This is a genomic window from Bremerella volcania (genome assembly GCF_007748115.1).
Taxonomy (GTDB): Bacteria; Planctomycetota; Planctomycetia; order Pirellulales; family Pirellulaceae; genus Bremerella; species Bremerella volcania.
In genome coordinates this window covers 1,079,702-1,106,566 of record NZ_CP036289.1, presented here as the reverse complement: position 1 = coordinate 1,106,566, position 26,865 = coordinate 1,079,702, and the positions used below count along the sequence as shown (strand labels likewise).

General features: G+C 56.9%; 26 protein-coding genes. 6 read left to right on the top strand and 20 right to left on the bottom strand.

The genetic code is table 11. The features are described 5' to 3' along the window. Positions 1-27: 27 nt before the first annotated feature. Together Pan97_RS04350 and Pan97_RS04345 are read right to left on the bottom strand one after the other, a co-directional pair. A complete protein-coding gene (locus Pan97_RS04350) occupies positions 28-690 on the bottom strand; it encodes a hypothetical protein (protein ID WP_144970918.1) in 663 nt (220 codons plus the stop codon). A 109-nt stretch (positions 691-799) separates the two neighbouring features. Continuing rightward, positions 800-2,317: an alkaline phosphatase D family protein gene (locus tag Pan97_RS04345; protein ID WP_196782278.1), complete on the bottom strand. Its 1,518-nt coding sequence runs from the start codon at positions 2,315-2,317 to the stop codon at positions 800-802. A 351-nt stretch (positions 2,318-2,668) separates the two neighbouring features. On the opposite strand from Pan97_RS04345, the gene Pan97_RS04340 reads away from it, so the two are divergent. Together Pan97_RS04340 and Pan97_RS04335 are read left to right on the top strand one after the other, a co-directional pair. Next, positions 2,669-3,679 (top strand): sugar phosphate isomerase/epimerase family protein, encoded by a 1,011-nt coding sequence (locus Pan97_RS04340; RefSeq protein WP_144970917.1) that lies wholly within the window; start codon positions 2,669-2,671, stop codon positions 3,677-3,679. A gap of 87 nt (positions 3,680-3,766) precedes the next feature. Next, on the top strand, positions 3,767-4,006 hold the full coding sequence (locus Pan97_RS04335) for a hypothetical protein (RefSeq protein ID WP_144970916.1): 240 nt from the start codon (positions 3,767-3,769) through the stop codon (positions 4,004-4,006). A 211-nt stretch (positions 4,007-4,217) separates the two neighbouring features. Here the strand turns inward: Pan97_RS04335 and Pan97_RS04330 are convergent, their stop codons facing one another. The 3 genes from Pan97_RS04330 to Pan97_RS04320 form a co-directional block, all read right to left on the bottom strand. Beyond that, on the bottom strand, positions 4,218-5,408 hold the full coding sequence (locus Pan97_RS04330; RefSeq protein ID WP_144970915.1) for an LptF/LptG family permease: 1,191 nt from the start codon (positions 5,406-5,408) through the stop codon (positions 4,218-4,220). A 95-nt stretch (positions 5,409-5,503) separates the two neighbouring features. Then, positions 5,504-6,850 carry a PP2C family protein-serine/threonine phosphatase gene (locus Pan97_RS04325; protein WP_144970914.1) on the bottom strand — a complete coding sequence of 449 codons (1,347 nt, stop codon included), beginning with the start codon at positions 6,848-6,850 and terminating at the stop codon, positions 5,504-5,506. A gap of 140 nt (positions 6,851-6,990) precedes the next feature. Beyond that, positions 6,991-7,251 carry a hypothetical protein gene (locus Pan97_RS04320; protein WP_144970913.1) on the bottom strand — a complete coding sequence of 87 codons (261 nt, stop codon included), beginning with the start codon at positions 7,249-7,251 and terminating at the stop codon, positions 6,991-6,993. Here Pan97_RS04320 and Pan97_RS04315 point away from each other — a divergent pair. Then, positions 7,250-7,876, top strand: a complete 627-nt coding sequence (locus Pan97_RS04315) for a PEGA domain-containing protein (RefSeq protein WP_144970912.1) — start codon at positions 7,250-7,252, stop codon at positions 7,874-7,876. The two genes, Pan97_RS04320 and Pan97_RS04315, sit on opposite strands and share 2 nt — an antisense overlap. A gap of 83 nt (positions 7,877-7,959) precedes the next feature. Here the strand turns inward: Pan97_RS04315 and Pan97_RS04310 are convergent, their stop codons facing one another. Genes Pan97_RS04310 through Pan97_RS04300 form a run of 3 tightly spaced genes read right to left on the bottom strand, consistent with a single transcriptional unit; the run spans position 7,960 to position 10,728 of the window. After that, a complete protein-coding gene (locus Pan97_RS04310; protein ID WP_144970911.1) occupies positions 7,960-9,036 on the bottom strand; it encodes an MlaD family protein in 1,077 nt (358 codons plus the stop codon). Positions 9,037-9,054: 18 nt separating this feature from the next. Continuing rightward, the gene (locus Pan97_RS04305) at positions 9,055-9,882 is read right to left on the bottom strand and encodes an ABC transporter ATP-binding protein (protein WP_144978131.1); all 828 of its coding nucleotides are present in this window, start codon (positions 9,880-9,882) and stop codon (positions 9,055-9,057) included. Positions 9,883-9,885: 3 nt separating this feature from the next. Beyond that, complete coding sequence (locus tag Pan97_RS04300) at positions 9,886-10,728, bottom strand: MlaE family ABC transporter permease (protein WP_144978129.1); 843 nt, start codon at positions 10,726-10,728, stop codon at positions 9,886-9,888. A 561-nt stretch (positions 10,729-11,289) separates the two neighbouring features. Between Pan97_RS04300 and Pan97_RS04295 the strand changes: the two genes are divergently transcribed. Next, complete coding sequence (locus tag Pan97_RS04295) at positions 11,290-11,736, top strand: hypothetical protein (protein WP_144970910.1); 447 nt, start codon at positions 11,290-11,292, stop codon at positions 11,734-11,736. A gap of 74 nt (positions 11,737-11,810) precedes the next feature. Here Pan97_RS04295 and Pan97_RS04290 read toward each other — a convergent pair whose 3' ends face one another. The 6 genes from Pan97_RS04290 to Pan97_RS04265 form a co-directional block, all read right to left on the bottom strand. Further along, positions 11,811-12,311, bottom strand: coding sequence for a fasciclin domain-containing protein (locus tag Pan97_RS04290; RefSeq protein ID WP_144970909.1), 501 nt, complete (start codon positions 12,309-12,311; stop codon positions 11,811-11,813). A 365-nt stretch (positions 12,312-12,676) separates the two neighbouring features. Continuing rightward, the gene (locus tag Pan97_RS04285; protein ID WP_196782277.1) at positions 12,677-13,675 is read right to left on the bottom strand and encodes a response regulator; all 999 of its coding nucleotides are present in this window, start codon (positions 13,673-13,675) and stop codon (positions 12,677-12,679) included. A 149-nt stretch (positions 13,676-13,824) separates the two neighbouring features. After that, positions 13,825-14,364 carry a GrpB family protein gene (locus Pan97_RS04280; protein WP_144970908.1) on the bottom strand — a complete coding sequence of 180 codons (540 nt, stop codon included), beginning with the start codon at positions 14,362-14,364 and terminating at the stop codon, positions 13,825-13,827. A 68-nt stretch (positions 14,365-14,432) separates the two neighbouring features. Beyond that, positions 14,433-16,028 carry an arylsulfatase gene (locus tag Pan97_RS04275; RefSeq protein ID WP_144970907.1) on the bottom strand — a complete coding sequence of 532 codons (1,596 nt, stop codon included), beginning with the start codon at positions 16,026-16,028 and terminating at the stop codon, positions 14,433-14,435. A 157-nt stretch (positions 16,029-16,185) separates the two neighbouring features. Further along, positions 16,186-16,626: a GNAT family N-acetyltransferase gene (locus tag Pan97_RS04270; RefSeq protein WP_144970906.1), complete on the bottom strand. Its 441-nt coding sequence runs from the start codon at positions 16,624-16,626 to the stop codon at positions 16,186-16,188. 10 nt (positions 16,627-16,636) lie between these two features. Beyond that, entirely contained in the window at positions 16,637-17,731 is a 1,095-nt protein-coding gene (locus Pan97_RS04265; RefSeq protein WP_196782276.1) for a thiamine phosphate synthase, read from the bottom strand. A gap of 257 nt (positions 17,732-17,988) precedes the next feature. On the opposite strand from Pan97_RS04265, the gene Pan97_RS04260 reads away from it, so the two are divergent. Continuing rightward, complete coding sequence (locus Pan97_RS04260) at positions 17,989-18,612, top strand: tetratricopeptide repeat protein (protein WP_144970905.1); 624 nt, start codon at positions 17,989-17,991, stop codon at positions 18,610-18,612. A gap of 71 nt (positions 18,613-18,683) precedes the next feature. Beyond that, a complete protein-coding gene (locus Pan97_RS04255; protein WP_144970904.1) occupies positions 18,684-21,260 on the top strand; it encodes an ATP-dependent Clp protease ATP-binding subunit in 2,577 nt (858 codons plus the stop codon). Positions 21,261-21,368: 108 nt separating this feature from the next. Here Pan97_RS04255 and Pan97_RS04250 read toward each other — a convergent pair whose 3' ends face one another. The 6 genes from Pan97_RS04250 to Pan97_RS04225 form a co-directional block, all read right to left on the bottom strand. Beyond that, positions 21,369-22,091, bottom strand: coding sequence for a UBA domain-containing protein (locus Pan97_RS04250; RefSeq protein WP_144970903.1), 723 nt, complete (start codon positions 22,089-22,091; stop codon positions 21,369-21,371). A gap of 158 nt (positions 22,092-22,249) precedes the next feature. Next, positions 22,250-22,777 carry a hypothetical protein gene (locus Pan97_RS04245; protein WP_144970902.1) on the bottom strand — a complete coding sequence of 176 codons (528 nt, stop codon included), beginning with the start codon at positions 22,775-22,777 and terminating at the stop codon, positions 22,250-22,252. Positions 22,778-23,193: 416 nt separating this feature from the next. After that, positions 23,194-24,609, bottom strand: a complete 1,416-nt coding sequence (locus Pan97_RS04240; RefSeq protein ID WP_144970901.1) for a carbohydrate porin — start codon at positions 24,607-24,609, stop codon at positions 23,194-23,196. Between the two features lie 238 nt (positions 24,610-24,847). Beyond that, positions 24,848-25,909, bottom strand: coding sequence for a hypothetical protein (locus Pan97_RS04235; RefSeq protein WP_144970900.1), 1,062 nt, complete (start codon positions 25,907-25,909; stop codon positions 24,848-24,850). Between the two features lie 349 nt (positions 25,910-26,258). Further along, positions 26,259-26,552, bottom strand: coding sequence for a hypothetical protein (locus Pan97_RS04230; protein ID WP_144970899.1), 294 nt, complete (start codon positions 26,550-26,552; stop codon positions 26,259-26,261). An 11-nt stretch (positions 26,553-26,563) separates the two neighbouring features. After that, entirely contained in the window at positions 26,564-26,845 is a 282-nt protein-coding gene (locus Pan97_RS04225) for a DUF4236 domain-containing protein (protein ID WP_144970898.1), read from the bottom strand. Positions 26,846-26,865 lie beyond the last annotated feature (20 nt).

Below are 26,865 nucleotides of genomic sequence, written 5' to 3'. Positions count from 1 at the left end.
GGGAAAAATCAGGTCGCGACGACTTCGCTAAGCGGCCTGACTCCGCGGCTCGCCGGGCGGTAAGCCCAGATCTTGCTGAATCTCTTGCAGCAATGTATCCAAACATCGCTGGCTCATTCCCCAGTCGAATGCCTGGCCAGGGATATCGGTGGCGACCGTGACGACGCAGCCGTCGTCTTGCCGGGCGAGCTTGACGGTCAAGATTCCTTGCATCGCCCAGATGCTCGACGGCAACTCGGCCTGGATGGTGCATCCGTCCGCCTCTTGCTCGACCCGCTGCACCGCCTGTTGATTCTTGGCCAGGCTGCACAGCACGCGGGCCATGACTCGTCCGATCGGCAACGCCAGAACGGCCGAGCGCTGCTTGCCGGTTCGCACGCCCAACGAGGCCCACATCGGCTGGGCGATCGATGCCACGGCGGAGTAAGAGATGCCGATGGGAACCACCTTGTCGGCGATCTCCATCAATGCTTCCGCCGAGAGCCCTGGCCGTGCTTGCGCTGCATGGCTGGCAATGGCAGTACGTACGTCGGGATGCCGGGCAATGCGTTCGTAGTCGGCGTCCTCGTCCCAAGACTCAATCGTCGGTATCAAGTCTTCTGAGACGACGTCTTCCGTGTACTGAAGTCGACTTCCGCATTGAAAACAAAAGTTGCCGCCTGCTTTGACGCCACAGTTCGAGCAATACACCGCTGACTCCCTTTTCTCGTTGGTACTGGCTCGCCTCTTTTCTTCATCGGAAAGAACGCGTGCGGGTCACGAGAAAAGTTTGCCTGCATTTGCCCTGGGCACTTTGTGATCACTTCGCGGTGAACGTTTCCTCATACAGTGGTTTCCCTGCCACGTCGTAATAGCGAAAGGTCAACGTCGGCTTGCCATCCTGATGTTCCACAAAGCCGCCTAAGAAGCCTCCGGTGACATTCAGATAATGATGTTCGGCCCGAACCATATCGTTGGTCCACCCGCCGGCGTGCTCATCGGAAGCAGGGCCGCACGAGAACTCACGGATGCCGGTCTCCAGATCTTCCGAAGCAAATTGCCAGTGTCGATCACCACACACCACGAACATATTTTTCTGCTGGGCGATGAACTGGCGGACGATATCCCCTTCGTGCTTCCAGTTGACGTTGGAGTGGTTATCGAACTTGTTCTCGCGGTCAGGCCCCACAATCGGCGTCGGCGACATCAGGATCTTGAAGGTCGCGTCCGACTCGGTCACTGACTGCTTGAACCATGCCATCTGCTCGGCCCCCCAGATCGTCTTGTGGGGACCGTCAGGGTCTTTATTGTTTGAGCGAAACTCTCGCCCTTCCACCAGCCAGATCTGCAGATCCTTCCCCCAGCGAAACGTCCGATAGGGAAGCTCGCTCATCGGCAATTGTTCCCGAAACAACTGTTTCCCTTGCTCGAAGGTAAACGTCCCCATGAAGACCGATTCCATCTGCGGATAGCAATCGTCCATCCACGTATCGTGATCGTCCTTCATGTAGTAGCACGGCACCACCTGGTGAAACTGACGGAGAAACGGCAGGCTGAACATGCGATGAAAATGCCACCGCGCCAGGTCTAGATTCTTCGCCATGCGATCGAAGTAAACGAAGTCACCACACTGGACGAAAAAGTCAGGATGCAGCTTCTCCATTTCGCGATAGATTTTGAAGCCCCCTTCGCGATCGTCCTGGTGGATATAGGCCTGACACGTGGAAACCACAAACGAAACGGCCCTTTCCTCCGAAGCCGCCGGTGCCGTTCCGAACTCACCAGTGAGCGTCGCTCCGCTATGCCCCTCTTCCAGACGAGACTGGACGATCACCTGGTAGCGTGTTCCCGGTTTCAGATCCTTGAGCCGAAACGAATGGGTATAATCCTGTTCCGCACCGACGGTGACCCACTGGGTCTCTTGCCACGGCTGGCTACCGTGCGCCCGGTACCGCACGCGAACCTGGCCTGGGGCACCTGGTACCGCTCCGTCGACGGTCTCAAGCGACTCTCCTTCGGGATACTTCGGCACTGGCGTGTACACGGTGTCCTTATTGGCCACGCTGTTGTCGACGTTCTCGACGATCCAGTCCTCCCGACCGTCATCCGGTTTGAGCAGCAGCTTCCCTGTTTTTGAATTGCGGTAATAGATGATCGGCTGTACTTCGGGGCGATCGATGCGATCCTGATTCTTGGTCAAGCGCGTCCAGACGACCGCCGTGGTGGCCGAGACTTCCCCCACTTTGAACCCGTTGGCCTGCCACGGCCCGGCCGTGGCGATGGTGGCATTAGCCCAGAGGATGCACGCAGCAATCGCAACAATTCGGAGGCTTCCCACTTTGTTCTCCACTCACCAGAAGAGGCTAGATTTGGCATGATGAAAGCGACGAGGATCCTTGGCCGCTCATTCGGTAGATCCCTCAAAGTACTTGACGGATCGTGCCTGATCAACGCTAACGGCAGGTTCTCAATCGTGTTTCCCGAGCCCGGTATCCTTCTCTCTATATCCGTGTTCATCCGTGTAATCCGTGGTTACTCTTCTCTCTTCCACGGTCTTAGCCCTCCACAGCATCCCCCTCTTTTCGCGGGGCACTTGCGACGGCGTGTCCTGGCATTCACAATACCACTTCCCGTGCATGAACCTTAATGCACTAGAGAATTGTTACGCGACACGAGCTGGAATGACGACATGACCACGTCCCAAGTGATTTTGACCGGTTTTGCTGACGAATCTGCCAACCAGAAGACGGCCGAACAACAGTTCAGCGCCTTCGCTGCTTTGGGGCTGGAATACTACAGCATTCGCTTCATCGACGTCGGCAACGGCATCAAGAATGTCATGGAGCTGACCAAGGCCGAGATCGCCAAGCTACGAACGCTGGAAGGCGAGTACGGCCTGAACGTTTCGTCCCTGGGCTCCCCCATCGGCAAGGTCAAGCTGCTCGATCAGGAAGACGGCACCAAGAACCGCTTCGTTCCCTTCAAGAAGTACCTGGAGAAGGACGTCAGCAAGGCGTGCGAACTGGCTCATGCGTTCGAGACCAAACTGATCCGCGGCTTCTCGTTCTATCACCCCAAGGGAACCGATCCGAAAGACCACATCGCCCAGGCCGTCGACCAACTCGGTCAAATCGCCGAGGCTTGCCACCGTAGCGATCTGACCTTCGGCTTGGAAGTCGAAGCCAACCTGATCGGCCAGAACGGCGACATCCTCGCCGAGATTCATAAGAAGGTGAATCACCCGGCCATGATGCTGATCTTCGACGCCGGCAACCTCGTCTGCCAAGGCTACACGCCTGACGAAGTATACGACCAGTACGTCGTCATGAAGCCAGGCATGGGCTGGATGCACGTTAAAGACTACAAAATCACCAAGCCCGTGGGCGAAAAGGGGCACATCGACGAAGACGCTTTGAAGAACTTCGTCCCGTCCGATCTGGGTGATAGCGCCTACGAACGCATCATGCGGGACTTTGCCTTGTCGATTCCGAAGCTGGAAAAGAAGTTGAAGAAGCGCGGCATCCCCGGCGTCTTCTGCGACCTGGAACCCCACGTCAAAGGTGGCGGTCAGTTCGGCGGCTTCAGCGGTCCCGACGGGTTCGGCGTGGCCCTGCGTGGTTTCTGCCGCGTCCTCGACTTCGCCGGCGTCGGCTACCACCTCCGCGACTTCGAAGACGTCATCGCCGCTCGCGGCTTTTGATGCGCGATGACTCGCGAAGTGAAATGGTTCATACTATTAGCAGGTTCTTTAGGGGCCTGCTTTTTTTGTCCTTGGAAGTAAGAGCTTATGTCTCGCGAGCGTATCACCATTGGCGGTTGCCCCAAGTGCGGCTCGGAACTTTTGACGTGCCAGCAGAATCACTTTCAAAACGATGAACTCGAGATCATCTCGTGGGAACACAAGTGCCCTGACTGCGGATTCCGCCAGACCGAAGCGTTCCGGAGCGATGACGAGGACGAAGAGTTCGATCCGGCCGCTGCCGCGGCATGCCCTTTCTGTGGAAGAACGGCCGAACTAAGCGACTAGCGGACTTTCAGAGTTGAGCAGAAGAGTGTCCCAGAGAGATTTCTCTCTGGGTCGGCGTAGCCGACAAGCGGCTAATGAATGGACGTTCTTAAAATAGAGACGTTCTACTTCACTCAGACCTGACGTATGAGCCGCTTGTGCCTGCGGCACCCAGAGAGGAATCTCTCTGGGTCACCGAAATTCGCTTTTCGGGCTTGAAAACCTCCAACTGTCAGTTCTTCATCGTGCGGTGCAAGAGCCATCCACCGACGGCGATCACCACCACGTTCCCCAGCCAGACCATCGCCGCCGGCCAGTCCCCATCCTTCGCTCGATCGACTCCCAATGCCATCAACGGGTAATATAGCAGCAGCACCGGCAAAAAGGCCGTGAAGAAGCTGGTGATGAAATCGTTACTACGCTGACGAATCGCCAGCGGAATGCCCAAAAGCGTGAAGCACAGGCAACTGAACCCATTCGCCCAGCGGCGATGAGGCTCCGTTTTCAACCGGCTTATCTGAACTTTCGACCACTGCTGTTCGTTGGTCCAATACAGCCACGAAGGATCATCGATCGAGGGGGATTGCCCCGTAACCAGGCAGGCGGCACCTTTGGCGGCCAGAACCTGCGATACCTGGTGATGGTAGCTTTTCATCTTCGCCTGCCAGACAGGAATCCGCCGCATCGGTTGATGCGAAGCGTCACGAATCCCTTCGACGGCGGTAGGATCTTCCAGCGGAATCGAGGTGACGAAGCTACCGGGATGCTCAAACAACTGCCCTTCAGGGCCGGTTGAATGGATGCGACTGTCGGTCAGCGTGACCATCACGCGCTTGTGCAGCGGATCGGATTCAAGTTTAGCGGTGGCTGCCGAAATGGTCACCATTCCCTGGTCGCCTGACTTGGTCATGGTGATCTCAGGGCGAATCAGCAGATCTCCTTCCACATCTTTGACGAGGATCGAAAACTTATCGCTGTAGAACGACTTCTTCGTCCGCAGCACGCTGTAGGCGATGTCATCGATCGACTGCATCACCACGTGCCGTAGTCCCATATGCCCCCACGACACGGCCACGTCGTTCAGCCAGACGCAGACTAGCGAAAGGATCAGCGCCAGAATCAGCCCAGGTGCAATCAGCGAGATCGGCGAGATGCCAGCCGCTTTGATCGCGGTCAGTTCGTTGCTAGCACTGACGCGTCCATACACATTGCAGACGGCGAAGAGGATCGTACCGGGAATGGCAAACCGCAAGGCATTGGGAAGCAGGTACGGAATCGCCTTCAACAGCGGGACGAATCCCAGGCCTTCTCGGATCGCTTGCTGCCCGAGCCCGATGAAAAGCAGGAGGGCCGTCAACGAGACCAGCGCGAGAAAGAAGACCTTTAGCAGCTCTTCGATGATATAGCGTTGTAATATGCCCATCGCGATCGAAATCCATTTCGATCCGGTCCTAGCACCGTGCCAAGAAAAGAATCGGCACGTACTGTAGCAACTATGGGAAACGGGGAAAACGACAATCAGGCCAGATCGACCCGAGAATCATCTTCCAAGGGGTTTTTCGCCCCTTTCTGACCGCGGATCTGCGACATGAGCGAGCCAATTCCCAACAGAAAGTGCCTGGCTGCCCCATAATACTGCCCCTTCTTCATCTCGCCGTCGGCTCGTTCCCCCATCTGTCGGACGCTCTCCCATTCGATCGTCCAGTTGTTGGACTCCGCCGCGTCCGAGAGTTCGTCGTACAAAATCTTGAGGTTCAAAGCCGTATTGGAATCGGCGTGACAGGGAATATCCGAGTAAGGTCCCTTGCCGAAGCGAAACTTCTTTTTCACCGGCACCGGAACCAGTTCGCCGTTGAACTTATAGACAAACGCCATGATCGTCGCGACGAAGGCCACCAATACGCCAGCCAGGGCGTAAGGAATTTGTTCTAAGTAGTACGCCATCCCGGCGGCGACCAGCAGCAAACCGATCCCCATCCAAAGCGTCAGGGGAATTCGTCGTTTCTGCCGCTCGACCGTCGGCGGAGGAAGGTCCTCTTCTTCGATCAACGGATCCGTTTTGCACGGGTCATTGGTCATCTTCTCATCGGTAACCTTGGCGACGATCACGGTGATGTTGTCCGGGCCACCACGCAGGTTGGCCAGGTCAATCATGAGTTGAGCCGCTTTCGCGGGATCGAGCGAATGCAGGATCAGGGCAATCTCTTCGTCGGTCACAGGACCGGACGCTCCGTCGCTACACATCATGAACGTATCGCCGACTTCCAGCGGAAAAGCCCCTTCCAGGTCGACTTCAACCTCGGCCGAAGGACCTAGCGAGCGGGTAATCACGTTCTTGGGAATCGCCGCGTAAACATCCGACGAGTAGTCCTTTCCGGCGGTGGCGGCCTTGATTTCCCAGGCCATGCTGTGGTCGAACGTCATCTGTTCGAGCTTGTCGCCGCGCAGCCGATAAATGCGGCTATCGCCGACGTGTCCCATCACCGCGCCTTGCGGCAGCAGCAGCAGACAACTGCACGTCGTCCCCATTTTGTGGAACGCGGCGTTCGATTCCCCCCGGCGATTGATGATGGTGTTGGCTTCCTCGATGGCCGAGGTAAGCGCCATCGCTGGCCGCTTGCCGATGTATTTTTTGTAGAGATGCCGTACCTGTTCGACGGCAATTTCGCTGGCCAGTTCCCCCGCGGCGTGGGCTCCCATACCGTCGGCGACGATGAACAAATGCCCCCGGGCCTGCCAGTCTTCCCAGGTCTGCGCGATCGCCACGCCAAAGTGGTCTTGATTGTTGGAACGTCGCATCCCGACGTCGCTCATTGCGGCGACTTGGAGACATCCGGCCCAATCATGCTTTTCGGTCTGGGGCATACCAGCGGAAACCTACGCGATCCTCGTCCAGCAGGGTCACTCCAATCGGTACGCTAGATCGCGATATCGATCTGCGTCGCACCCTGCATCCTTAATTCAATGGCGGGCTCGATCGAGCCCTAGTGCTATATCAACAAAGTTTATTGGAAGCCTTCGATAATAAACGCCCCCGCTAGCAAGAGCAACTCGCCCGAGCCGAGCTGGCTACGAAATATTCTCTTCCCAGAACACCGAAAACCAACCTCGCTGGTGCACCATAAAAACCCGAGAAGTTGGCTTTCCATGGCGATTGTCTCAAGTTTTCCGAGGGTGCCAGCACGGCTCGGAAAACTATCTAGCCACAGCCTGGCGAGATCGCTATACTCCCGCCCCACGTCTCCCCAGATTTCAGGATAGCTCATGGGGCCTTTTTTCACACAAAAATCGACCGTTTTTCATCACATTAGCGTGCTGGCACTGTTGGGCACCCTTTTGATGAGCCAGGGTTGCGTGCGCCGGCGTTTCACCGTGCGGACCAATCCGCCAGGTGCCGTGCTGTATGTCGATAATCAGGAAATCGGCGTCACGCCGGTCGCCACCGGCTACACCTATTACGGCACCCGTGAAATTCGCTTGGAAAAAGACGGATATGAACCCGTCGTCAAACTGCACACGTTTCGGACACCTTGGTATCAGTACCCAGGTCTCGACTTCGTGAGCGAGAACGTCATTCCATGGGAAATCCGAGACGAGCGGGAACTCGATTTCGAGATGGTTCCGTTGCGGATCGTTCCGCCGGAAGAACTGCGTGCCAGGGCCGAACAACTGCGTGCCAATGCCCACGCCGGCTTCATGACGCCGATCGTTCCCCCTCAGCAGCAAATCGTCCCATCGACGGTGGTGCCTCCATCGGCCAACCAGCGCGTACCATATTGGGACCCGGCAACGCTTCCTCCCCCGGCCGAACAAGTCCCGATGCCTGCCCCCGGCATGAACAGCTTGCCCTCGGGCGGCTACGAACTACCACCCCTTCCGTCGAGTGGTTAACTTTTTTCGCTCCCCCTCGCAGGAGAGGGGAGATGAGATGCGAAGCTCGCCAGGTGCGAGTTCACCAAACATTGCTTGTCTGCTTACTTGATCCCGGACTGGTTCCGGTTCAAGACCCCCTTCACGCCGATGCGGCCTGGGTCGCGGGCGATCTTGTCGGCGAAGACCCGGGCATCTTCCACGATGGGACGCAGACGAAGGGTCAGCTCGCGGATGTTCGCGGCGGCGTCGTTCAGATTCTGATACAGATGCGGGTCGTTGATCAATTGTCCCAGCGTTCCGTCCGACTCGTTCACCTTGCGGCCGAACTGAGCCAGCTGCGCTACCAGGATGTTCAAGTTCTCGGTACTGTTTTCCAGGTTCGCGACCAATTGCTCGCCACGTTCACCCAGTGGTTCGGTGAAGCCTTCCAGGTTTTCCAGATTGCGATCCGCTCGACCAGCCACGATTCGCAGTTCGTCGATCAACTTGCGCGATTCGGTTAGCGTTTCCGGCAAACCTTCCAGGGCCTGCTTCAATTGGTCGTTCAGCTGCTGATCGCCGACCAGGTTCTGCACCGATGCGAGTGCGGAATCAAATCGATCGAGCGCCGTTTCCGTCTTTTGCATGATGCGTCCGACGTCGTCCCCATTTTCTTCGAGCAGCTTGTTGGCATTGGCAGCGAACTGGCTGACGTTGCCGCCAGCTTGCTCGATGGTCGATAAGGCCGAGACCAACGATCCTTCCAGCTTCACCAGCACATCAAGCGGATTGGTTTGCACCAGGCCGTTGATCTTCGCGCCATCGGGCAGTGGCTCATTGGGCAGCCCGGGCCGGTCGGTGGGTACAAATTCGAGCGCGGCATCTCCCAGCAGCGATTCCGAGACGATCCGCACCACTTCGTTCTGATGCGGCATGTTCTCCTTCTCGACCTTCAGCGTCACCAACACCTTTCGATCGTCCTGCAACTTCACGTTGCTCACGCGGCCAATCAAGATGCCGCTGGTACGCACCGGCGTGTCGATGGTGACGCCAGGAGCGGTCTCGAAGACGACGTAAACGGTTTCCTTGCGCGAGAGAAACTGCGGCTGCTCGCCCAACAGGAAAAACAGGATGCCTGTTAGCAGCACGGCCACTAACATGACGAATCCAACTCGGAATTGTAATACGCGGTCGTCCATGGACCTTGCTCCTTCGGGCTAATCGCCGGTGAAGGCTCCCATTTCCTCGATGCGTTGACCTGCCTCGCCGCGGACGAACTGCGTCACGCGTTCGTCCGGGCAGTCTTCGACCTCTTCCGGTCGCCCGTCGTATAAGATTTGCGGCTCCGCATCCTTCAGCCGAGGAGCCGGGTACATCATGATCATTCGATCGGCCACCTTCTGGGCCGTCCGCATGTCGTGCGTGACCACAATGCTGGTCACCGGGTATTTACTGCGGGTCCGCAGAATAAGTTCATTGATCACGTCGCTCATGATCGGATCAAGACCTGTGGTCGGCTCGTCGTACAAGACGACGTCCGGCTTCAAGACCAGGGCCCGAGCCAGTCCGACTCGCTTCCGCATCCCGCCGGAAAGTTCGGCCGGCTTCTTCCATACCACCGACTCTGGCAGACCCACTTCCTTCAAGTGCTGAAAGACGATGTCACGGATCTCGGACAACGGTTTATTGGTATGCTGCTTCAGCGGAAATGCGACGTTCTGCCCGATGGTCATGCTGTCGAACAAAGCCGCATTTTGAAAAACGAATCCAAAGCGAATCCGCTGCTTGGTCAGTTGCCGGTCGTTCAAACGGTGGATGTTTTGCCCGTCGAAGATAACGTCGCCATGGGTAGGATTGACCAGGCCAATCAGCGACTTGAGTAGAACCGTCTTGCCGCAACCACTTTCGCCAATCAGGGCCAGCGTCTCGCCGCAGGGAATGCTCAGCCCGATATCGCGCAGAATGGTCTGGCCGTCGAACTGGACGAGCAAGTTATCGACTTCGATCAACGGCTGGGCATCGTCGGCTTCCAAGCGGGCATGCATCATCTAGCCACCTCCGATCGAAACCATGGCATCCGGCCAAAGCGCCATGTAAACGCGTTCGAGACCGATGTTCAGGATTAGGTCGATGACGAGAATCATCACGAACGAGTACACGAACGCAGCCGTCGCCGCCTTACCGACCCCTTCGGCTCCGGCCGTGCAGTAGAAGCCTTGATGGCAACTGACCAGGGCAATCACGCCTCCGAAGAAGATGCTTTTGAACAGCCCGCAGAAGATATCCCACGAGCCAACAAAGACCTGCGAGTTGTATAAGTAAAAATGCTTGTCGATGCCGATGATGATCACGCTATAGAAGTAGCCCCCCACAAACCCCATGAAGTCGGCCATCACGGTCAGCGCGGGAATGAGCAGCAACATGGCTAGCACGCGGGGCACCACCAGGTAATGAATGGGGTTGGCCCCCATCGAGGTCAGCGCGTCGATCTGTTCGGTGACGCGCATCGTACCCAGTTCGGCCGCCATGGCACTGCCGACCCGGCCTGCCAGCATCGTGGCGGCCAGCACCGGTCCTAGCTCGCGCACCAGCGACATATTAATGACAGCTCCGAGCCGTGTTTCCAGACCTAACTCGCGAAACTGATAGTAGCTTTGAACGGCCAGCACCATCCCGATGAACGTTCCCGTTAGCGCAACCACCGGCAGGCTCATCACCCCAACCTGGTAGAAGCTGGGCAGCAGCGTTTCTCGCTTGGGAAGCCGGCCAAACGTCCAGACGATCGTCCGCCAGGCAAAGAGGGTCAACTCGCCCACGGCCACCACGCAGTCGATTGCCACGGCACCCCAATCGGCCAGCCAGTTGAACAGGGCCAATTGGATGGAGGCCAGCGTCGAGTCAGGCTCGTGCTGCTGATCGCCGTTCGAGTTTTCTGCCGTCCCTGTGGCCAACGTGCTTCTCTTTCCGTGCTAGCATTGGGTTCACGATAGCGCTATGCTGCTTCGTCTCTGTCATCATCGACGAAACCCACCCTGCGGCTTCAGTAAGTTGTAACGATTAGAGAAACTATTCGCACACTTATTCATCTCGGCGGCTAGCAAGAATTGTCGGCGTGGCTAGAGCGTTTCCAAGTTAGGTGTAACGTCCTGGGCGTCGGCGAGGCAAGCTGGACAAGGCGACCGAAGCAGGCGAATCCTCTAGATTCGTCGATGCAGGTCAACGAAGTCCCGCGCAGCCGCAGCCAGCCAAAGACGCTACAGATAAATTGGAACCGCCCTAAGGCCGAACGATTTACCGCAATCCGCGGGAATGCTATTATCGAAAGCATTCGGTCCGTCGATAATTGTCCGACGAATCCCACCACCATCCACGTCGCGAGGGATTTCAGTTCGCGGCGTCCCCTTCTCCCCTACGACACGAGGCCGCAACTTCAACCGAAGCGGCAACCAACCATGATGGCAACCTTACGGGCCATTGTTTCGATTCCCTTGGGTGTCGTTGTCGGCATGGCCATGATGGTCTTGCTGTTGACTCCCTGCTTTTTGATGTACCCGCTACCCTCAGGAATTGACGTCAACGATCCCAGCGACGCCGAGGCGTTTGGCCGACATATCGCCTCGCTCCCCTTCACCGCGTTTGCATTGGTGTGGCTGGCCCACGCCGGTGGTTCGCTCAGCGGAGCCGCGTTCGGCCGCTTGATTGAAGGGGGAAAGGTATGGCGAGAATCGCTCGCAATCGGTGGTCTCTTCACCGCAATGGGAATCGTCAACGCCATCTCGATGGCGTTCCCTTTCTGGTTCGTCGCCATCGACCTGGCCCTGTACCTGCCAGCCGCGATCCTCGGCGGCTGGGGTTCCGATCAACTCCTGCAAAGTCGTGAAGCCGCCAGTAATAAGTAAGCCGAAGGGCTGGGCGCGTAAAAAAGGCCGAAGTCGATTCCGACCTCGGCCTCTCAATGTAGGTGGCAAAGGCGTTACGGCATGATGACCTTGTCAATCACGTGGATGACGCCATTCGAGGTGACGATGTCCGCTTTGATGACCTTCGCCTCGTCAATCATGACCGAGCCATCCTTTACCTGAATGTCGATCGTCGAACCTTCGACCGTTTTTGCCTCTTTCAACTTCATCGCATCCTTCGCCATCACCTTGCCTGGTACGACATGGTAGGTCAGAATTTTGATGAGCTTCTCTTTGTTTTCCGGCTTCAGCAGCGTTGCGACCGTACCTTCTGGCAGTGCAGCAAATGCGTCGTCAGTTGGTGCGAAAACCGTAAATGGACCTTTGCTCTTGAGCGTTTCAACCAGGTCGGCTTCCGTGACGGCAGCAACCAGTGTCTTGAAAGAGCCGGCGGAAACAGCCGTGTCGACAATATCTTTCGGACCTGCTTCCTTCTTCGCCTCATCAGCAAAGGAGGTCGTACAAATCAGTGCAACAGAGCAGAGTGCGGCGAACGCGATCTTGGGGAAAGCCATTGCGAATTACCTTTGAGTAATTGGAGGAATGTCAGATTTGGCAAATCCCGAAGCAAGGGGGGGACGCGTCAATGCCTCCGCCAACGCACTTGGCTACCGGGAACACGTGGACGAGATCTCGTGTTCTCGGTGAGCAACCGTGAGCGGTACGGTTCGATTAACGAAAGAATTTCGAAGTGGGCAGAAGTTGGCCTGACCGATCCAGCTAGAGCGTTTCCAAGTTAGCTGTAGCGTCATGGGCGTTGGCGAGGCAAGCTGGACAAGGCGACCGAAGCAGGCGAATCCTCTAGATTCGTCGATGCAGGTCAACGAAGTCCCGCGCAGCCGCAGGCAGCCAAGGACGCCACCGATGAATTGGAGCCGCTCTAGATCGATACTTCGTCGAAGGCCAGGTCGTCCCCCATCTTGGGACGGAAGATCATGGTGATCTCGTTGCCGACATCATTGAAGTTGACCTCGTCCATGAAGGTACGGATCAGAAAGAGCCCTCGTCCGCTCGGCCGGGTTAGCTGCATCGGATCGGCAGGATCGAATGCCTGACTCCGGACGTCAAACCCGGCTCCATGATCGCGAACGACGAAGCGTACTTCTTCACGACGGCAAGTCAGCGTGAAGTGAACTGTGCGATCGCGGTACGGATCCATCTGTTGGCGGCGTTCCGCTTCGGCGTAGAACTTCTCGGGATCCGATGCCCACAATTCCGATTCCAACTGCAAGTTGCCGTGGAACATCGCGTTGCGCAGCGCTTCGTCGAGCGCCACGCCCAGGCGTACCAGTTCGTTCTCAGGCACACCACGGAATTTCTGCAGATAGTTCTGGACGTGCCCCGTTACGGCACCGATCAAGGTCGCGTCGTTGGCCAACGTGAAGTGCGAGGTCGTTTCGTGCCAGCAATCGTCGAAACGTTTGGCGACACGCTCGTGATGGGCGGAGGCCAACACGTTGATCAGCGTCGAAGTGAGCTTTTGAATGAGGTCCTTCTTGGGAACGTAGCTCGCGGCCCCTTGTTGGAGGGCTTCGGCGGCGATCTCTTCACTTCCGTGGGCGGTCATCAGAATGCACGGAATGAATGGATAGTCATAGCGCATCGCTTTGACCAGTTCCAAACCATCCATGCCAGGCATCCGCAGGTCGGTCAGGACGATGTCGGGATCTTCGGCAGCAACCATCTCGAGGGCTTCTTCGCCACTTTCGGCAAAGTGGATTGTCAGATTGCCGGCATTGTTCTTCTGCAGAATGCCCCCGACTAATGCACGATCGACAGCCGTGTCGTCTACGACAAGGATCGTGATCTCTTCATACCCGGAGACAAAGATTCCTCCACTCCGAGGTTTGGCATTTTCCGAAATTTGAGTCGACTCCACGGGCAGCCTTCACACGACATCTTCACGGCGATTGAACACGCCGATGACCTTATTTTCCTATTAAGCTAATTAAGCTATCTCTCTGCGATGGATACCGTGTTCAGAGTTTGTAAAGATCCGATGAAGCCTGCATGGCACTTCATCGAATCCTAGCGCGTCGCCGACGAGAAATGGTCGACCGCTTCGGCCTCGATCCGCTGAATCCACTTGGACTTACAATCAGAATAGGCATGCGAGTCACCACGATGCCGCACCTGGCACTCTCTTTTAAGCTGCTCGTACTGACGGGCCAGGTCGGAATGTTTGCTCAGGTAATCTCGGAAAGCTAGGTGGCGAATGATCTCAGGCGACCCTTCTTCATAACAATGCAGCTGAGCCAGCCGAGCGGACGTGACCGAATCGTCCTTCGAGCAGTAGCGACGCCCCGGCAGACCAAGTTCTCCCCACCACTCGTAGCCGAGGGCTTCCACCTTGGATCGGCTTCGGTCGAGCAGTTCCAGACTGCCCACCACCGGCATCAGATCGATGACCGGCTTCGCGCAGATCCCTGGGATTGCCGTCGATCCGATGTGATAGACGGCAATCAGCAAGGTCCCCAGCGCCTCGGTCAGCTTGTGTGAGTACTCGGCGGCGATCTCTGCCCAGGCAGGATCGTGGGGAACCAATTCAACTTGGATGGGTGGAGGCATAAGATGTTATCAGGACAACGGTTCGATCGTGAGACCCCCACGATCAACGAGATCGCGTGGTAAGACGACTACTTTTTACCCTTCTTCTTCCCTTTCTTCTCTGGCTTGGGCATGACGTCGGAAGAAGTTGCCCAGTCTCGCCATTGTTTGCGAAGCTGCTCGACCTTTTGCGGATTGCTCTCGGCCAGGTTGACTTGCTCGGTGCGATCTTTGCTCAAGTCGTACAACTCCCAGCCCCTGCCAAGCCCCTGGCGTACCAGCTTGTCGTTGCCGATTCGGATGGCCGCGTTCCCTTCGTGCTCCCAGAAGAGGGCCCGCTGGGGGAAGCTTCCTTGTGCGGTCAGCAGCGGCTTCAAGCTTTGCCCCGGCATCGGCGTAATGGCACGATCGCCGATCTTCTCGGGATACTTCGCCCCGGCCAGATCGACGCACGTGCTCATGACGTCGATCACGTGGGTCGGCGTGTCGATCCACTGCGAAGACTCTTCCAACCTGGCAGGAATCCCCTTCGGCCAATGCGCGATCAGCGGCGTGGCGATGCCTCCTTCGTGGTTGTAATGCTTGTAAAGCCGAAACGGCGTATTGTTCAAATGGGCCCAGCAGCGGCCTATGAAGACGTTGGAATGAGGATCGCCCGGCGAGTCCCCTTCGTAACGGCCGTTGACGCCTGACTCGGCATTCCCGCCGTTGTCGGAAAGAAACAAGATCAGCGTGTTGTCGAGTTCTCCCCGCTTTTTCAGTGCCGCCACCAGGTGGCCGACGCTCTTATCGATCTCGACGATCATCGCCGCGTAGATGGCCATCATGTCGTCGTAACGAACCTTTTGCTCCTGCGACAGGCTGTCCCAACCCGGAATCGGTTCCGGTCGTGGTTCCAACTGCCAGGCTTTGTCGATCAGACCCGACTCAAGCTGTCGGGCATAACGCTCTTCACGCAGCTTGTCCCACCCTTGCATGTACTTGCCGCGAAACTGGGCAATCGTTTCTTCCGGCGCCATGCACGGAAAGTGAGGAGCCGTGTGGGCAATGTACAGAAAGAACGGCTTATCCTGCTCGATCGCCTCATCGATGAACTTGACCCCTTGCCGCGTCCACATATCAGTGCCGTACCACGGTGGATCGAACTGCGGATCGTCGCGTGAAACCTCCTGGCCATTGAGATAAAGCTTCGAGCCCCCTTTCGATCCGGTTTGATTCGAGAAGTGAATGCCCCCAGCCGGCAAGTTCAAGCTGCGGTCGAAACCTCGCTTCCAGGGAACCGTGCCGTGCTCGAAACCCACGTGCCACTTGCCGGTCATCGCGGTGAAGTAGCCAACATGCCGCAATACCTCGGCGATCGTCACGCAGTCGTCCGAAAGCTGACCGCGATACCCAGGTGCCCCTTGATCGGATGTCATCCAGCCAATACCGGCCTGATGAGAATAGAGCCCCGTGAGCAGCGAGGCCCGCGTCGGACAGCAGCGGCCGGTGTTGTAAAACTGCGAGAAACAAACGCCATCTTTGGCCAGCGCGTCGAGGCTGGGCGTGGGGATCTCGCTGCCATAAGGGCCAATATCGGAAAAGCCCATGTCATCGACCATGATCAGGATGATATTCGGGCGATCGTTCGCAAACAGAAGCGAAGGAGCGAGTAAAACCAAACCCAAAACGAGTAGTCGTGACATGAGAGAACCTCGCGGGAAGGACAAGACAAGAGCGGCGGCAAAAAACCGCGGTCAGGCAGCTTCAAAATTGACTCATCTGCGCTCGAGAATCAATGAGATTCCACGTAATGTCAGTAAGAATAATTGTCGCGTCAGGCAATCGCTGCCGGACAATTCTTTAATCGCCGTCCCAATTCTTCATCATCCGGTGCAAGATATCGCACTCGTAATACTCATCGCCGTAGGCATGAAAACCGTACTTCTCGTAGAAGCCAATCTTGTCGGCCTGGGCACTCATAAAGACGCGCGGCTTTCCCTTGGCCTTCAAATCCGCAAGAACAAACGCCAAGAGCCGCCCGCCGACGCCATGCCCGCGTTCCGCCTTGCGAACCGCGAACCGAGAGAGCTTGCACCCTTCTTCTTTATGGATCACCCGCGTCGTGGCGACGACGGTTCCATCCTTGACCAGCACATAGTGATCGGCGGTCAGGTCGTACGCGTCGAGCTCTTCCTCGGCTGGCACGCCTTGCTCGGTGACGAAGACTTCCCGGCGCAAAGTGAACGCCAGGTTGGCAAGATCGCTGAAGACGGGGACTTGCAGGATAAATTCATTGCTCATGGTAGGTTCCTCACGAGTTCGGAGAATCGAGCGTGAGAGACTTCCGCAATTCCCGAACCACCGCCCCCGGATCGTCCGCCTTCGTCACACATCCCGAAACAGCCACTCGCCGAATGCCTGCCTCCGCAACTTCCGTCACGTTGCTGACGTCAATCCCACCAATCGCGAAGCCTGGCAGCGTGATCTCTTTGGCGACTTCGCGAAGCAGTTTCACCCCTGGGAACGCATCAAACGTTTTCGTTCCGCTGGGGAAGGTCGGGCCGATGCCGATATAATCGGCTCCATCGCGCACCGCTTGCCGGGCCTGTTCGATGCTGTGGGTTGAAACGCCCACCAGCTTGCCCACGCCCAGCACGCTGCGCGCCTGGCTGACCGTTAACTCTTCCTGACCGACATGCACGCCATCGGCCCCACTGACCTTCGCCAAGTCGGTTCGGTCGTTGAGGATCATCTTCGTCGCCGTGCCGGCGGTTCGCTTGCGGAGCGCTTCTGCCCTGGCAAGAAGCGTGCGGTCGTCCAAGTTCTTATCGCGCAGCTGAATGACGTCGACTTCGGCTTCGACCAGCTTCGCCACGAACGTGTCGAACGACGGTCCATCGGCGCGGCCGTCGGTCAGCACGTAAATCGATACTTCCGGAAACGCACCACTGGCGGCGACCGTTGTCATTACCATCTTTTCCAACGAATAGGTGAGATAACGAGCCCGCTCGAAGGAAGCGGCCACTTCCGCGTCGATCAGCTTGGCATGTTCTTCCAAACTTCGCAGGGCTTGCTGAAGACGTTTGAAGTTGGCCGTCAGAAGGTCGGACCAGTCGGCCCGAGACTGTTCCAGCTTCCCTTGAACCGTCGTTCCGACGTCGCCGAAGGTGTCCCGCGATTGGATCGCTTGCGACCGATCGAAACGCTGGAGGGTACTGTCCAGTTGATGGCGCAGCGATTTGAGTTCGGTCGTAAGGAACGAATCGTTTTGACCATAGCGGACGAAGTCTTCGATGACTCGCAGCCCTTCACTGGCCCGATTGGCCGCGGCGTCGAGGGTGCGCCAAAGCGAAATGTCCATCGACGGCGGTAAGCCGCCATGGTCCAAATTGTTGGGATCGGTCATGGACTTACGGATTATGCGGAAAGATTGGCCCAGGCAATTGGTGCGTTTTCGGCCGATTTTGGGGCTCGGGAAAGGATGATTCCTCACCGAATGATGGGCTATTAACGATTGCCGGATGCTCCTAGTTTAGCTAACTGCAAGCACTCTGCCGACTTACCTTGCTCCCCCTGGTTTCTGAAGTTACAATTCCCCGGCGTTTCCTAGCGGACTGGGGGCTGAATTGCCAGCTACCTACCGCACATTATGGAATAGTAAGGATGCTATCAACGCCATGGATTACCTGCCTGTGGCCGGGGCTCAGCGAGCTTTGGGTACGCGGGCGCTGGACTGGACTGGTTTGGGCTCTAGGATTCACGCTACTACTCAATGTGGCGCTGGTATCCAAAGGAGTTTGGCCAGAGCTAGGAAACGTCTGGGTCCGTAGCGGACTCTGGTATTTCGTCCTTGGCTTCTGGCTGATGAACGCAGGGTGGATGGGCTTCCGAATTGCCTCGGGCAGTTGGGATGCCATTGATGCCACCATCGACCAACTCTACCAAAGCGCCCAAACTGCCTATTTAAAAGGTCAATGGTACCAAGCCGAGGCAGTATTACTTAGGCTTCTACGGCGCGAGCCGGATGACGCGGAAGCGCTCCTATTATTAGCAACGCTAAAGCGGCACACGAAGCAGTTTGACGAAGCGCATCAGACGCTCGAAAAATTAGAGCGGCTCGATGCAAGCCGACGCTGGTGGTTTGAAATCCATCGCGAGAAGCAGCTTCTCGCCGATCGAGAAGAGGGGGAATCGGAAGCCCGTGTCGAAGCATCCAAACCTTCGACAGACGACTTGGGTGAACAAAACGCGGAGAGTGGCGAACCCAGCCTACCGGAAGCCGCGTAATTGTGAGACAACATAGAGTTGGAACGACAGTAGTTGATGCAGTCGCCAACTCGAAATGAGGACGGATGACCATGTACGAACGATTTACAGATCGCGCTCGCAAGGTGATGCAGCTGGCCAACCAAGAGGCCCAGCGGTTCAACCACGAATATATCGGCACCGAGCACATCCTTCTGGGCTTGATCAAAGAAGGTAGCGGCGTGGCTGCCAACGTCTTGAAGACGCTGGAAGTCGACCTGCGTAAGATTCGACTCGAAGTCGAAAAGCTGGTCCAATCGGGTCCCGATATGGTGACCATGGGCAAGCTGCCGCAAACGCCAAGGGCCAAGAAAGTCATCGAGTATTCGATGGAAGAGGCTCGCAACTTAAACCATAACTACGTAGGCACCGAGCACATCCTGCTGGGCCTTCTGCGAGAACAAGAAGGCGTCGCCGCTCAGGTTCTGATGAACTTGGGTCTGAAGCTGGAAGACGTTCGCGAAGAAGTCCTCAACCTGCTGGGCCACGGCATGGAAGGGGACAGCAGCCGCGAAGGTCGTGGCGAGCCTGGCGGTTCTTCCGAGCCCGGCGGCAACCCCGGCAAAGGTAGCAAGAGCAAAACGCCTGCCCTGGATAGCTTCGGTCGCGACCTGACCGAACTGGCCAAGCAAGGCAAGCTCGACCCGGTCATCGGTCGCCAGCGCGAAATCGAACGTGCCATTCAGGTTCTCTGCCGACGTACCAAGAACAACCCGGTTCTGCTGGGTGAAGCAGGCGTCGGTAAGACGGCCATCGTCGAAGGTTTCGCCCAACGCGTGATCGACGGCGACGTGCCGGAACTTTTGGCCGAAAAGCGAATCGTCGTGCTCGACCTGGCGATGATGGTCGCCGGTACCAAGTACCGCGGTCAGTTTGAAGAGCGGATCAAGGCCGTGATGAACGAAGTTCGTCGTGCCAAGAACACGATCCTCTTCATTGACGAGCTTCACACCCTGGTCGGTGCAGGCGGTGCCGAAGGCGCCATCGACGCGGCCAACGTGCTCAAACCCGCCCTGGCTCGTGGTGAAATCCAATGTATCGGTGCGACCACCCTGGACGAGTACCGCAAGTACATCGAAAAGGACAGCGCCCTGGCTCGACGTTTCCAGGAAATCCAGGTCGATCCGGCCTCGAAGGACGAAACGGTCGAGATCCTCAAGGGTCTGCGTGATCGCTACGAAGAACACCATAACGTTCAGATCACCGACGACGCCATCGTCGCGGCGGCTGAATTCTCGGATCGGTACATCACCGGACGCTGCCTGCCCGACAAGGCGATCGACGTGATCGACGAAGCAGGTGCCCGCGTGCGGCTTCGCGTCATGACCCGTCCGCCGGATCTCAAGGAAATCGACGAAGAAGTCGAAACCTTGAACCGCAAGAAGGAACAGGCCGTCGCCGATCAAGATTTCGAGAAGGCCGCTTCCCTACGTGATCAGGCCGACAAGCTGAAGAAGAAGAAGGAAGACATCGTCAAAGAATGGCAAGCCAAGAGCCGCCAGAAAGACGGTGTGGTCGACGAAGAAGTGATCGCCGAAGTCGTCAGCAAGATGACCGGCATTCCGCTGACTCGTATGTCGACCGAAGACAGCATGCGTCTGATGCAGATGGAAGACGTGCTGCACAAGAAGGTCATCAGCCAGGACGACGCCATCAAGGCGATCTCCAAGGCAGTTCGCCGTAGCCGTAGCGGCCTGAAGGATCCGAAGCGTCCCACCGGTACGTTCGTCTTCGCTGGCCCGACTGGTGTCGGTAAAACTTTGCTGGCCAAGGCCCTCGCGGAATTCATGTTCGGCGACGCCGACGCTTTGATTCAAATCGACATGTCCGAGTACATGGAGAAGCACAACGTCAGCCGTCTGATCGGTGCCCCTCCCGGATACGTCGGTTACGAAGAAGGGGGTCAGCTGACCGAGAAGATCCGCCGTCGTCCTTACGCGGTCGTGTTGCTCGACGAAATCGAAAAGGCGCACCCGGACGTCTTCAACATGCTTCTGCAAGTGATGGAAGAAGGCCGCCTGACCGACAGCTTCGGTCGCAACGTCGACTTCCGGAACGTGATCTTGATCATGACCACCAACGCTGGTGCCGGCGCGATCAAGAACGAATCGGCTTTCGGTTTCCAGGCTCCTGACGAAGGCGCGGAGTACGAAAGCATGAAGGTTCGCGTGGAAGAAGAAATCGGCAAGGTCTTCCGCCCTGAATTCATCAACCGCCTGGACCAGGTCATCATCTTCCATCACCTGACGAAGGAAGACCTGAAGCAGGTCATCGACCTGGAACTGGCCAAGGTTCGCGAACGTCTGCAGGAACGTGGCTACGACCTCATCCTGACCGACGCCGCCAAGGAACTGATCATCAAGCGGAGCAACCAGTCGGACAAGGGCCAAGACTTTGGTGCCCGACCACTCCGCCGTGCGATCGAAAACTCGATCGAAGATCCGCTGTCCGAAGAACTGCTCAAGGGCGAGTTCCAAGGCCAGGACACGATCACGGTCGACGCCATCGCCAACGACGAAGGCAAACTGACTCGCTTGGACTTCAAGGGTTCGCTCCAAGAACCCGAAGCCGAAGAAGCAGTCGGCGCCGGCAGCAGCGGCGAAGGCAACGATTCGAGCGACGAAGGCTAAGCCTTTTCTCGCCGGTTCCTAATTGAAAATCAAAAGAGCCCCGCATCCCTTCGATGCGGAGCTCTTTTTTTGTGCTGGTCAGTTGTTCGCCTGTGTTCCACGAAATGCTTACACTCGAACACGCGTGGCAGACGTGTCGCCGATGAGTGCGAGCTGCTGCGGTGACAAATCAGCATCGGCCAGCACCCATTCCCTGGAAGCAAAGACGCCGTCATTGCTAACGTTCATTTCATGAACATTTACGATTCCGTGATCATCCAGTTTGGTTCGCTTGTAAACGACGAAGACCTTTCGCTTCGTCCAAAAAAGGAATCGCCGGTAAGGGTGCTGAAGGACGACGAAGTCGCATTCCCATTCCGACTGCGGCTTGGGCATCGTCACCACTGTTGCGAGGCGACTACCGGAATCAATCGTCTGGGCCACTGGCGGCGACTGGTTGTCATCATCACGGTCGATTAAGTTCCAGACCTCTTGCATGGCCCGGGTAGGATCATCAGCTACCATCTCACGGAATGTCTCGTCCGAAAGGAAGTACGCCGTGAGTTCCAACATAAAGACGACATTCAGCGGCCGAGTTCGCTGAGCGATGAAGTGATCGACAAGCGCGTCAACAAAGTCTTCCTCTTCCTTCGTGACAGGATCTTTGATCGACTGCCCGGCCATCCGTCGCACTCGAACACTCTGTTGAAGCTCAAGGGCTTTCTCTTCGGTAAGCATCGCCGTGGCGGCCTTGAAGAGATTGCCGTCGGCATCGATCAGCGCTTGCTTGCAATCGGACAACCCAGCATTGGTGAGCCGCCTAAGCTCTTTCAATTGCTTCGCATCGACCATGACTCGCCCAGATCAAATCCGCCGGAGAAAGTGTCGTATCGATCGCATCGCCCCGCCAACCACGCCGAGCGAGCCAAGTTGTATCTCGTTCAGGAATCGTAGCAATGAAATCGCCGATTTGTTTCGATCGCGTTACCAATTCCTTCGGCATAAACGAATTACTCGAGTGAAAGTTCAACATATCCGAATATCTTCGTTTGCCCCTCTTCCTTGCAGGTATAGGCCCACACCAGGATCGTCGGTTCTGGGCCGTTTGGCCCCGGAATCTCGAATTCAACATCACCGGTAAGCAGTTCCACGGGACCAGGCAACTCGTCTTCATCGATGTATTGTTCGTACGTCTGCGCGTTCATGGGTACAAAATGGAACGCTGAAATCGTTCCGACCCCACCCAGACGATCCAGCTTGCTTTCATAACTTTCGCGGAGATCGTCGGCCGTCACCGACATACCGGACCAGTGGAGCTTACGCAGCGTTTCCCAGTCGCGTTTCTCCAAGGCGACCTTCAGTTGGTCGAACAGTTCCCGAAGATCAGCATCGGCGGCCGGCGGACTGGCCGTTGGACCGGCGGCGGTATTGGCAGCCGGGCCGGAAGACGCCGCATCATCAGAACTTAAATCACTGATCGGCCCGCCACAGCCAACCAAAAGAAGAGACGACAAAGCCAACAAAGCAAATCGAAACATCGAACAAACACCCCGCTGTAAAACTCATGAAGCCCCTCACGGAACCAAGTCGCTGATTCCGCGTTATCCGCGAATACGCTGGCAGTTTCGCAGGGTCGATTATAGCCGTTGTCACTTCCGTGTCACGCCGCGCGTCTGTTCCTATTTTTTTCTTGTTTCACGAAACAAAAAACCCCGCATCCGATCGATGCAGGGCTCTGTTTGTCAGTAATGTAGCTACACTACGGTCTTGCAGACCCACAGGGCCCGCACGATCTGCCGCCTACCGCCATGCTGTTTTCAGTTCGCTACGCTCACTGAAAACAACATGGCTTTTTTTATGAGAACACACCCTCACCAAGATACAAGGGCCCTCGCGTCGCGGGTCGGATAGCTGGTACCCGCTTCAGGACCCGCGACACGCGGGCCCGACGCGACTAGAACTCTAGTTCCCCACGCAAGCCCAACACGACGGCCGTATCGTTGGCAACCAACCCGGGCTGAATCACCTGCAGGTCGGTCGTCAGGTGGAACCATTTGACGATTTCGGCGTTGTAATAGACTTCGCCGCCGTGCAGATCATCGATCGGTGCGATCAGGCTGACGGTGTTCTGGAAGTCGGAGTTCAGCCCGTTGTAAAAGTACCCTATCCCGCACCGGTCGTTCGGACGGCTGGCAAACGGGCCGAACTTTTCGATCGAAATGCTGGTCGTGAACTGGAACGGGCTGTTGTCCGGATCGGAGAACCCGATGTAGCCAAACATGCTAACCTTGCGAGCCGGATTGCATGGATCGGCCCAGAGTTGCTGCTGAGCCAAATAGGCAGCCGCCCAGGTTCCCTGCTTCGATGCCGGTGTCACGCCGTTACCGGGGACAACAATCCAGCCAGATGTGTCATACGAGGTGTATTCTCCAGTCGCATACACACCGATCAACGTATGTGAACCAGGCTGGCACATGAAATCGGTATATTTTCGGACGGTACCCACAATCGTCACGCCGTTAGGAAAGTCCATCCCCACAGTCGTTGGGCTCGATTGGCTCTCGAACACGAGCAACGCACGCTCGATGCCTCGCTCGCCGGCCTTGATGATCCCGGCACCGTTGGTGACCAGTGGCAAGCTGGGAATCACATTCAAAGGAAGCATCATTGACGTATTCATGAAGCCATCGATACCGCGTCCATACTCCGGATAAAACGTTGCCCACAAGTCGAGCATGTTAATTCGACCGGCAGTGACGAGGTGCCCCCCTCCGAGCATTTGCGTGTACTGCAAGCTCGTCGTCGCAAACGTTGGCTCTCCCACCTTCGGCAATAGCATAGCCGTATTCACAGGCGCAAGTCCGGTCGCGTCAACAATCGCATTCTGGCCCATCTGCCAATCAACGGCGTGAATGTCAATCTGACCCCCTTCCCAGAGGCCCATCTTGCCGGTGTCCATGATGACGAAGACATCGAGCTTGTCGCCGTAGCGGAAGACTTCCTTGTTTCCGCCACTGGAAGGTCCTTGATAGAACTGCGTGAACGCACCTTCGACGGTGATGCCGCAGTCCTTTAAACAGCTGCGATGGCCACCAAAGTCGCCGCCGCACTTATCACGGCAATAGAAGCAATCGCACGCCGCAGACGTACAGTAACCGCCGCAGCTGGGGGCAATGTCACCACATGACATTCCGCACGATTCATAGAACGACACCTTTTCGAAGGCGTCGAGGTAGTACTGCCCCGTTGTTGTCGTTTCCTCGGTGAGAACCGATTCGGGAAACGCAACCGATTGCTGAGCGAAAGCCGTCGTACTGACCAAACACAACAGCGTGGCAGTTACAAGACTCGTGGGGAAGGTCCTGCGCATGATGCCTCCAGTGCATCGAATGTTCGGGCGTCTGTGGGAGTTTCCGAGAATGAAGCAGTAATCGTATCGACGTCAGAACGAACGTCTCTGCATCGGTTGAAATGGAATATACGATTCCCAGCGTCGTCCTTGTGGGGGAATCACTACAACCGACATAGGGCTGCAAGAGTGCTAGCACGTGAGAGAGAAAAAACGCACCCGCTGCCGACCTGACCGGCAGCGGGTGCGTCGTCAATTGTTAAGGAAGTTCGACGGTCTTCAGCACAGTTGGCTGACCTTCGACCTGGGTCACGATGACGGCCTTGGTGTCGTTCAGCTTGTCCAGTTGCACAACGCCTTGCCAGTCGATCGCTTGAAACGCTTGTCCGGCAGTACCGCCACCCTTCACAGGCTCGGTCAAACCTTCTTCGCGTTCAATGTCCTTGGTGCTAACCTTCATCACGCCGCGGGCACTGTTGGCCATCAGCAGGTACTGCTGACCATCCTTTTCGTAGACCACCATGTCCAGCGGCTTGTTGCGGTTACCCAATTCGGCCACGGTCGTGCCGCGATAAGCCTGCTTCGCTTTGGCGATTTCACTCAATGGGAACTTCACCAGTGGCGTGCAGGTAAAACCAGCCAATAGGTGCGGCTTGCCATCGATGGTGAACGGAACGAACACGCGTGCGACCGCGTCATCTTCATAACGACCATGAGCGGCGTGATAGATTTCGATCGGCATCGCGCTGCCTTGTTCCTGGAATGGATAGGCGATCGAGTGCACCGCGGCCGAAGCATCGCCGGTGGTGCGGCCGGTGACGATCACCTGGTTGTCGACGTAAGCGATGTCGGTAATCGATTCCTCACGAGGATTGCCACGGCGGCGACCTTCCCCTACGACCTTGTCTTCGGGGGCGTTGGCCAGTTCGGCCACGGCGCGATTCACTTTATCGAGCGCCACCGGTTCCAGCTTGTCGCCGTTGACCCGCACGATGCCGGCCTTGCCGTCCGAGGTGACCGAAAGATAGATCACGCCGGTGTCAGGGCTGACGGCCAAGTCGGCCACTGTAATCCCATCGGGAATGGGCAGTTCCAATGCCTCTGGCGATTTGGTCGCGGTCTTGTCGAGTTGTACGGCATAGACCGTCGCGGCCTTCGGATCACCGACAATTAGCACATTGTCTGGGGCAAACGAAAGGGGCCCGGCCGATTTCAAACTGACTTCGCCAACCGAAAAGCCTGGCAAATCGACAGCCAAAACAGCGCTGGCACACAACATCACACACAAACTAGCGGCAGCAAACAACGACACGCGTCGCATGAGGATCTCCTCTTTGGGCAGACAGTGGGGGGAAACGGAATAGTCCGAACATCCGCGCAAGCTTTAGTTGAACGGTTCGGCAGGAGGGATGCAAGGATATTTGGCCACAGAGAGCCCAGAGGACACCGAGGGGAGGAAAAAAGAGAAGGCGAACCACGGATTTCTCGGATGAACACGGATAAGGGAGAATCGTCGTAGGGTGGCTACGCCTTCCCAGGCGATAGCCACCTTTTCCGTTACGCAGCGAGTACCCTTCTTCAAGATGGCTATCCGACGAGGACGCCGGTAGCTATCCTACGTCTCTTTCTTCCTCTCGGTGTTCTCTGTGCCCTCTGTGGCAAACCCTTCTTTAATCTTCCGCGCTCGAAAACGTCCCCACCAGTTCCCCTTGGGTGACCGTAAACGAGAGGTTGGCGTCTTCCATGCTGGCGGCCGGGACCAGTTGTTCGTCGATTTGCTCCAGCAACTGGCGGATGCCGGCTTCATCGGTCACCTTCGATGCGACCAGAAACAGATTGCCGGCGACCGTGCCGTCGGCCAGGAAGTGGAGGTCGATCATGCCCATTTCTTCGCTGCCATCGTCATGCAGCAGGAAACGTTCGGAACTGGACGTGCGGAAGATGCGGATGAACTTCGCTTTCATCGTGGGGGCCTTTACCAGAATGATTCTTTCTTTTTCAGTTGCTTCGCTGGCTTCTTCTGCGGTGCCTCTTCCTCTTCGCCGCCGAACCACTCGTTCCACAGGCCTGACAGCGACTTGGTCGACTTGTAGTACCGCGCCCCGGTGCCAGGCACACCCGCCGAAACATACTTGCGCCCGTTGGCACTGTACCCGGCACGCAGGCCTTTCACACCAAACGAAAACCCCACCCCAGACTTGCTGAGATTCACCCGCAAAGGACCGAACGTGTACGACTTACGAAAGGAAAAACCCATGGCGAGTTCTCCAAAGACGA

What these genes read in the sequence shown, in the direction of transcription:
- Pan97_RS04270 (WP_144970906.1), bottom strand. Translation starts at nt 16,626, where the DNA reads ATGAGCAATGAATTTATCCTGCAAGTCCCCGTCTTCAGCGATCTTGCC.
- Pan97_RS04265 (WP_196782276.1), bottom strand. Translation starts at nt 17,731, where the DNA reads ATGACCGATCCCAACAATTTGGACCATGGCGGCTTACCGCCGTCGATG.
- Pan97_RS04235 (WP_144970900.1), bottom strand. Translation starts at nt 25,909, where the DNA reads ATGCGACGCGTGTCGTTGTTTGCTGCCGCTAGTTTGTGTGTGATGTTG.
- Pan97_RS04315 (WP_144970912.1), top strand. Translation starts at nt 7,250, where the DNA reads ATGGGGCCTTTTTTCACACAAAAATCGACCGTTTTTCATCACATTAGC.
- Pan97_RS04240 (WP_144970901.1), bottom strand. Translation starts at nt 24,609, where the DNA reads ATGCGCAGGACCTTCCCCACGAGTCTTGTAACTGCCACGCTGTTGTGT.
- Pan97_RS04305 (WP_144978131.1), bottom strand. Translation starts at nt 9,882, where the DNA reads ATGCATGCCCGCTTGGAAGCCGACGATGCCCAGCCGTTGATCGAAGTC.
- Pan97_RS04340 (WP_144970917.1), top strand. Translation starts at nt 2,669, where the DNA reads ATGACCACGTCCCAAGTGATTTTGACCGGTTTTGCTGACGAATCTGCC.
- Pan97_RS04325 (WP_144970914.1), bottom strand. Translation starts at nt 6,850, where the DNA reads ATGCCCCAGACCGAAAAGCATGATTGGGCCGGATGTCTCCAAGTCGCC.
- Pan97_RS04225 (WP_144970898.1), bottom strand. Translation starts at nt 26,845, where the DNA reads ATGGGTTTTTCCTTTCGTAAGTCGTACACGTTCGGTCCTTTGCGGGTG.
- Pan97_RS04250 (WP_144970903.1), bottom strand. Translation starts at nt 22,091, where the DNA reads ATGGTCGATGCGAAGCAATTGAAAGAGCTTAGGCGGCTCACCAATGCT.
- Pan97_RS04295 (WP_144970910.1), top strand. Translation starts at nt 11,290, where the DNA reads ATGATGGCAACCTTACGGGCCATTGTTTCGATTCCCTTGGGTGTCGTT.
- Pan97_RS04255 (WP_144970904.1), top strand. Translation starts at nt 18,684, where the DNA reads ATGTACGAACGATTTACAGATCGCGCTCGCAAGGTGATGCAGCTGGCC.
- Pan97_RS04330 (WP_144970915.1), bottom strand. Translation starts at nt 5,408, where the DNA reads ATGGGCATATTACAACGCTATATCATCGAAGAGCTGCTAAAGGTCTTC.
- Pan97_RS04245 (WP_144970902.1), bottom strand. Translation starts at nt 22,777, where the DNA reads ATGTTTCGATTTGCTTTGTTGGCTTTGTCGTCTCTTCTTTTGGTTGGC.
- Pan97_RS04320 (WP_144970913.1), bottom strand. Translation starts at nt 7,251, where the DNA reads ATGAGCTATCCTGAAATCTGGGGAGACGTGGGGCGGGAGTATAGCGAT.
- Pan97_RS04230 (WP_144970899.1), bottom strand. Translation starts at nt 26,552, where the DNA reads ATGAAAGCGAAGTTCATCCGCATCTTCCGCACGTCCAGTTCCGAACGT.
- Pan97_RS04335 (WP_144970916.1), top strand. Translation starts at nt 3,767, where the DNA reads ATGTCTCGCGAGCGTATCACCATTGGCGGTTGCCCCAAGTGCGGCTCG.
- Pan97_RS04275 (WP_144970907.1), bottom strand. Translation starts at nt 16,028, where the DNA reads ATGTCACGACTACTCGTTTTGGGTTTGGTTTTACTCGCTCCTTCGCTT.
- Pan97_RS04260 (WP_144970905.1), top strand. Translation starts at nt 17,989, where the DNA reads ATGCTATCAACGCCATGGATTACCTGCCTGTGGCCGGGGCTCAGCGAG.
- Pan97_RS04290 (WP_144970909.1), bottom strand. Translation starts at nt 12,311, where the DNA reads ATGGCTTTCCCCAAGATCGCGTTCGCCGCACTCTGCTCTGTTGCACTG.
- Pan97_RS04310 (WP_144970911.1), bottom strand. Translation starts at nt 9,036, where the DNA reads ATGGACGACCGCGTATTACAATTCCGAGTTGGATTCGTCATGTTAGTG.
- Pan97_RS04280 (WP_144970908.1), bottom strand. Translation starts at nt 14,364, where the DNA reads ATGCCTCCACCCATCCAAGTTGAATTGGTTCCCCACGATCCTGCCTGG.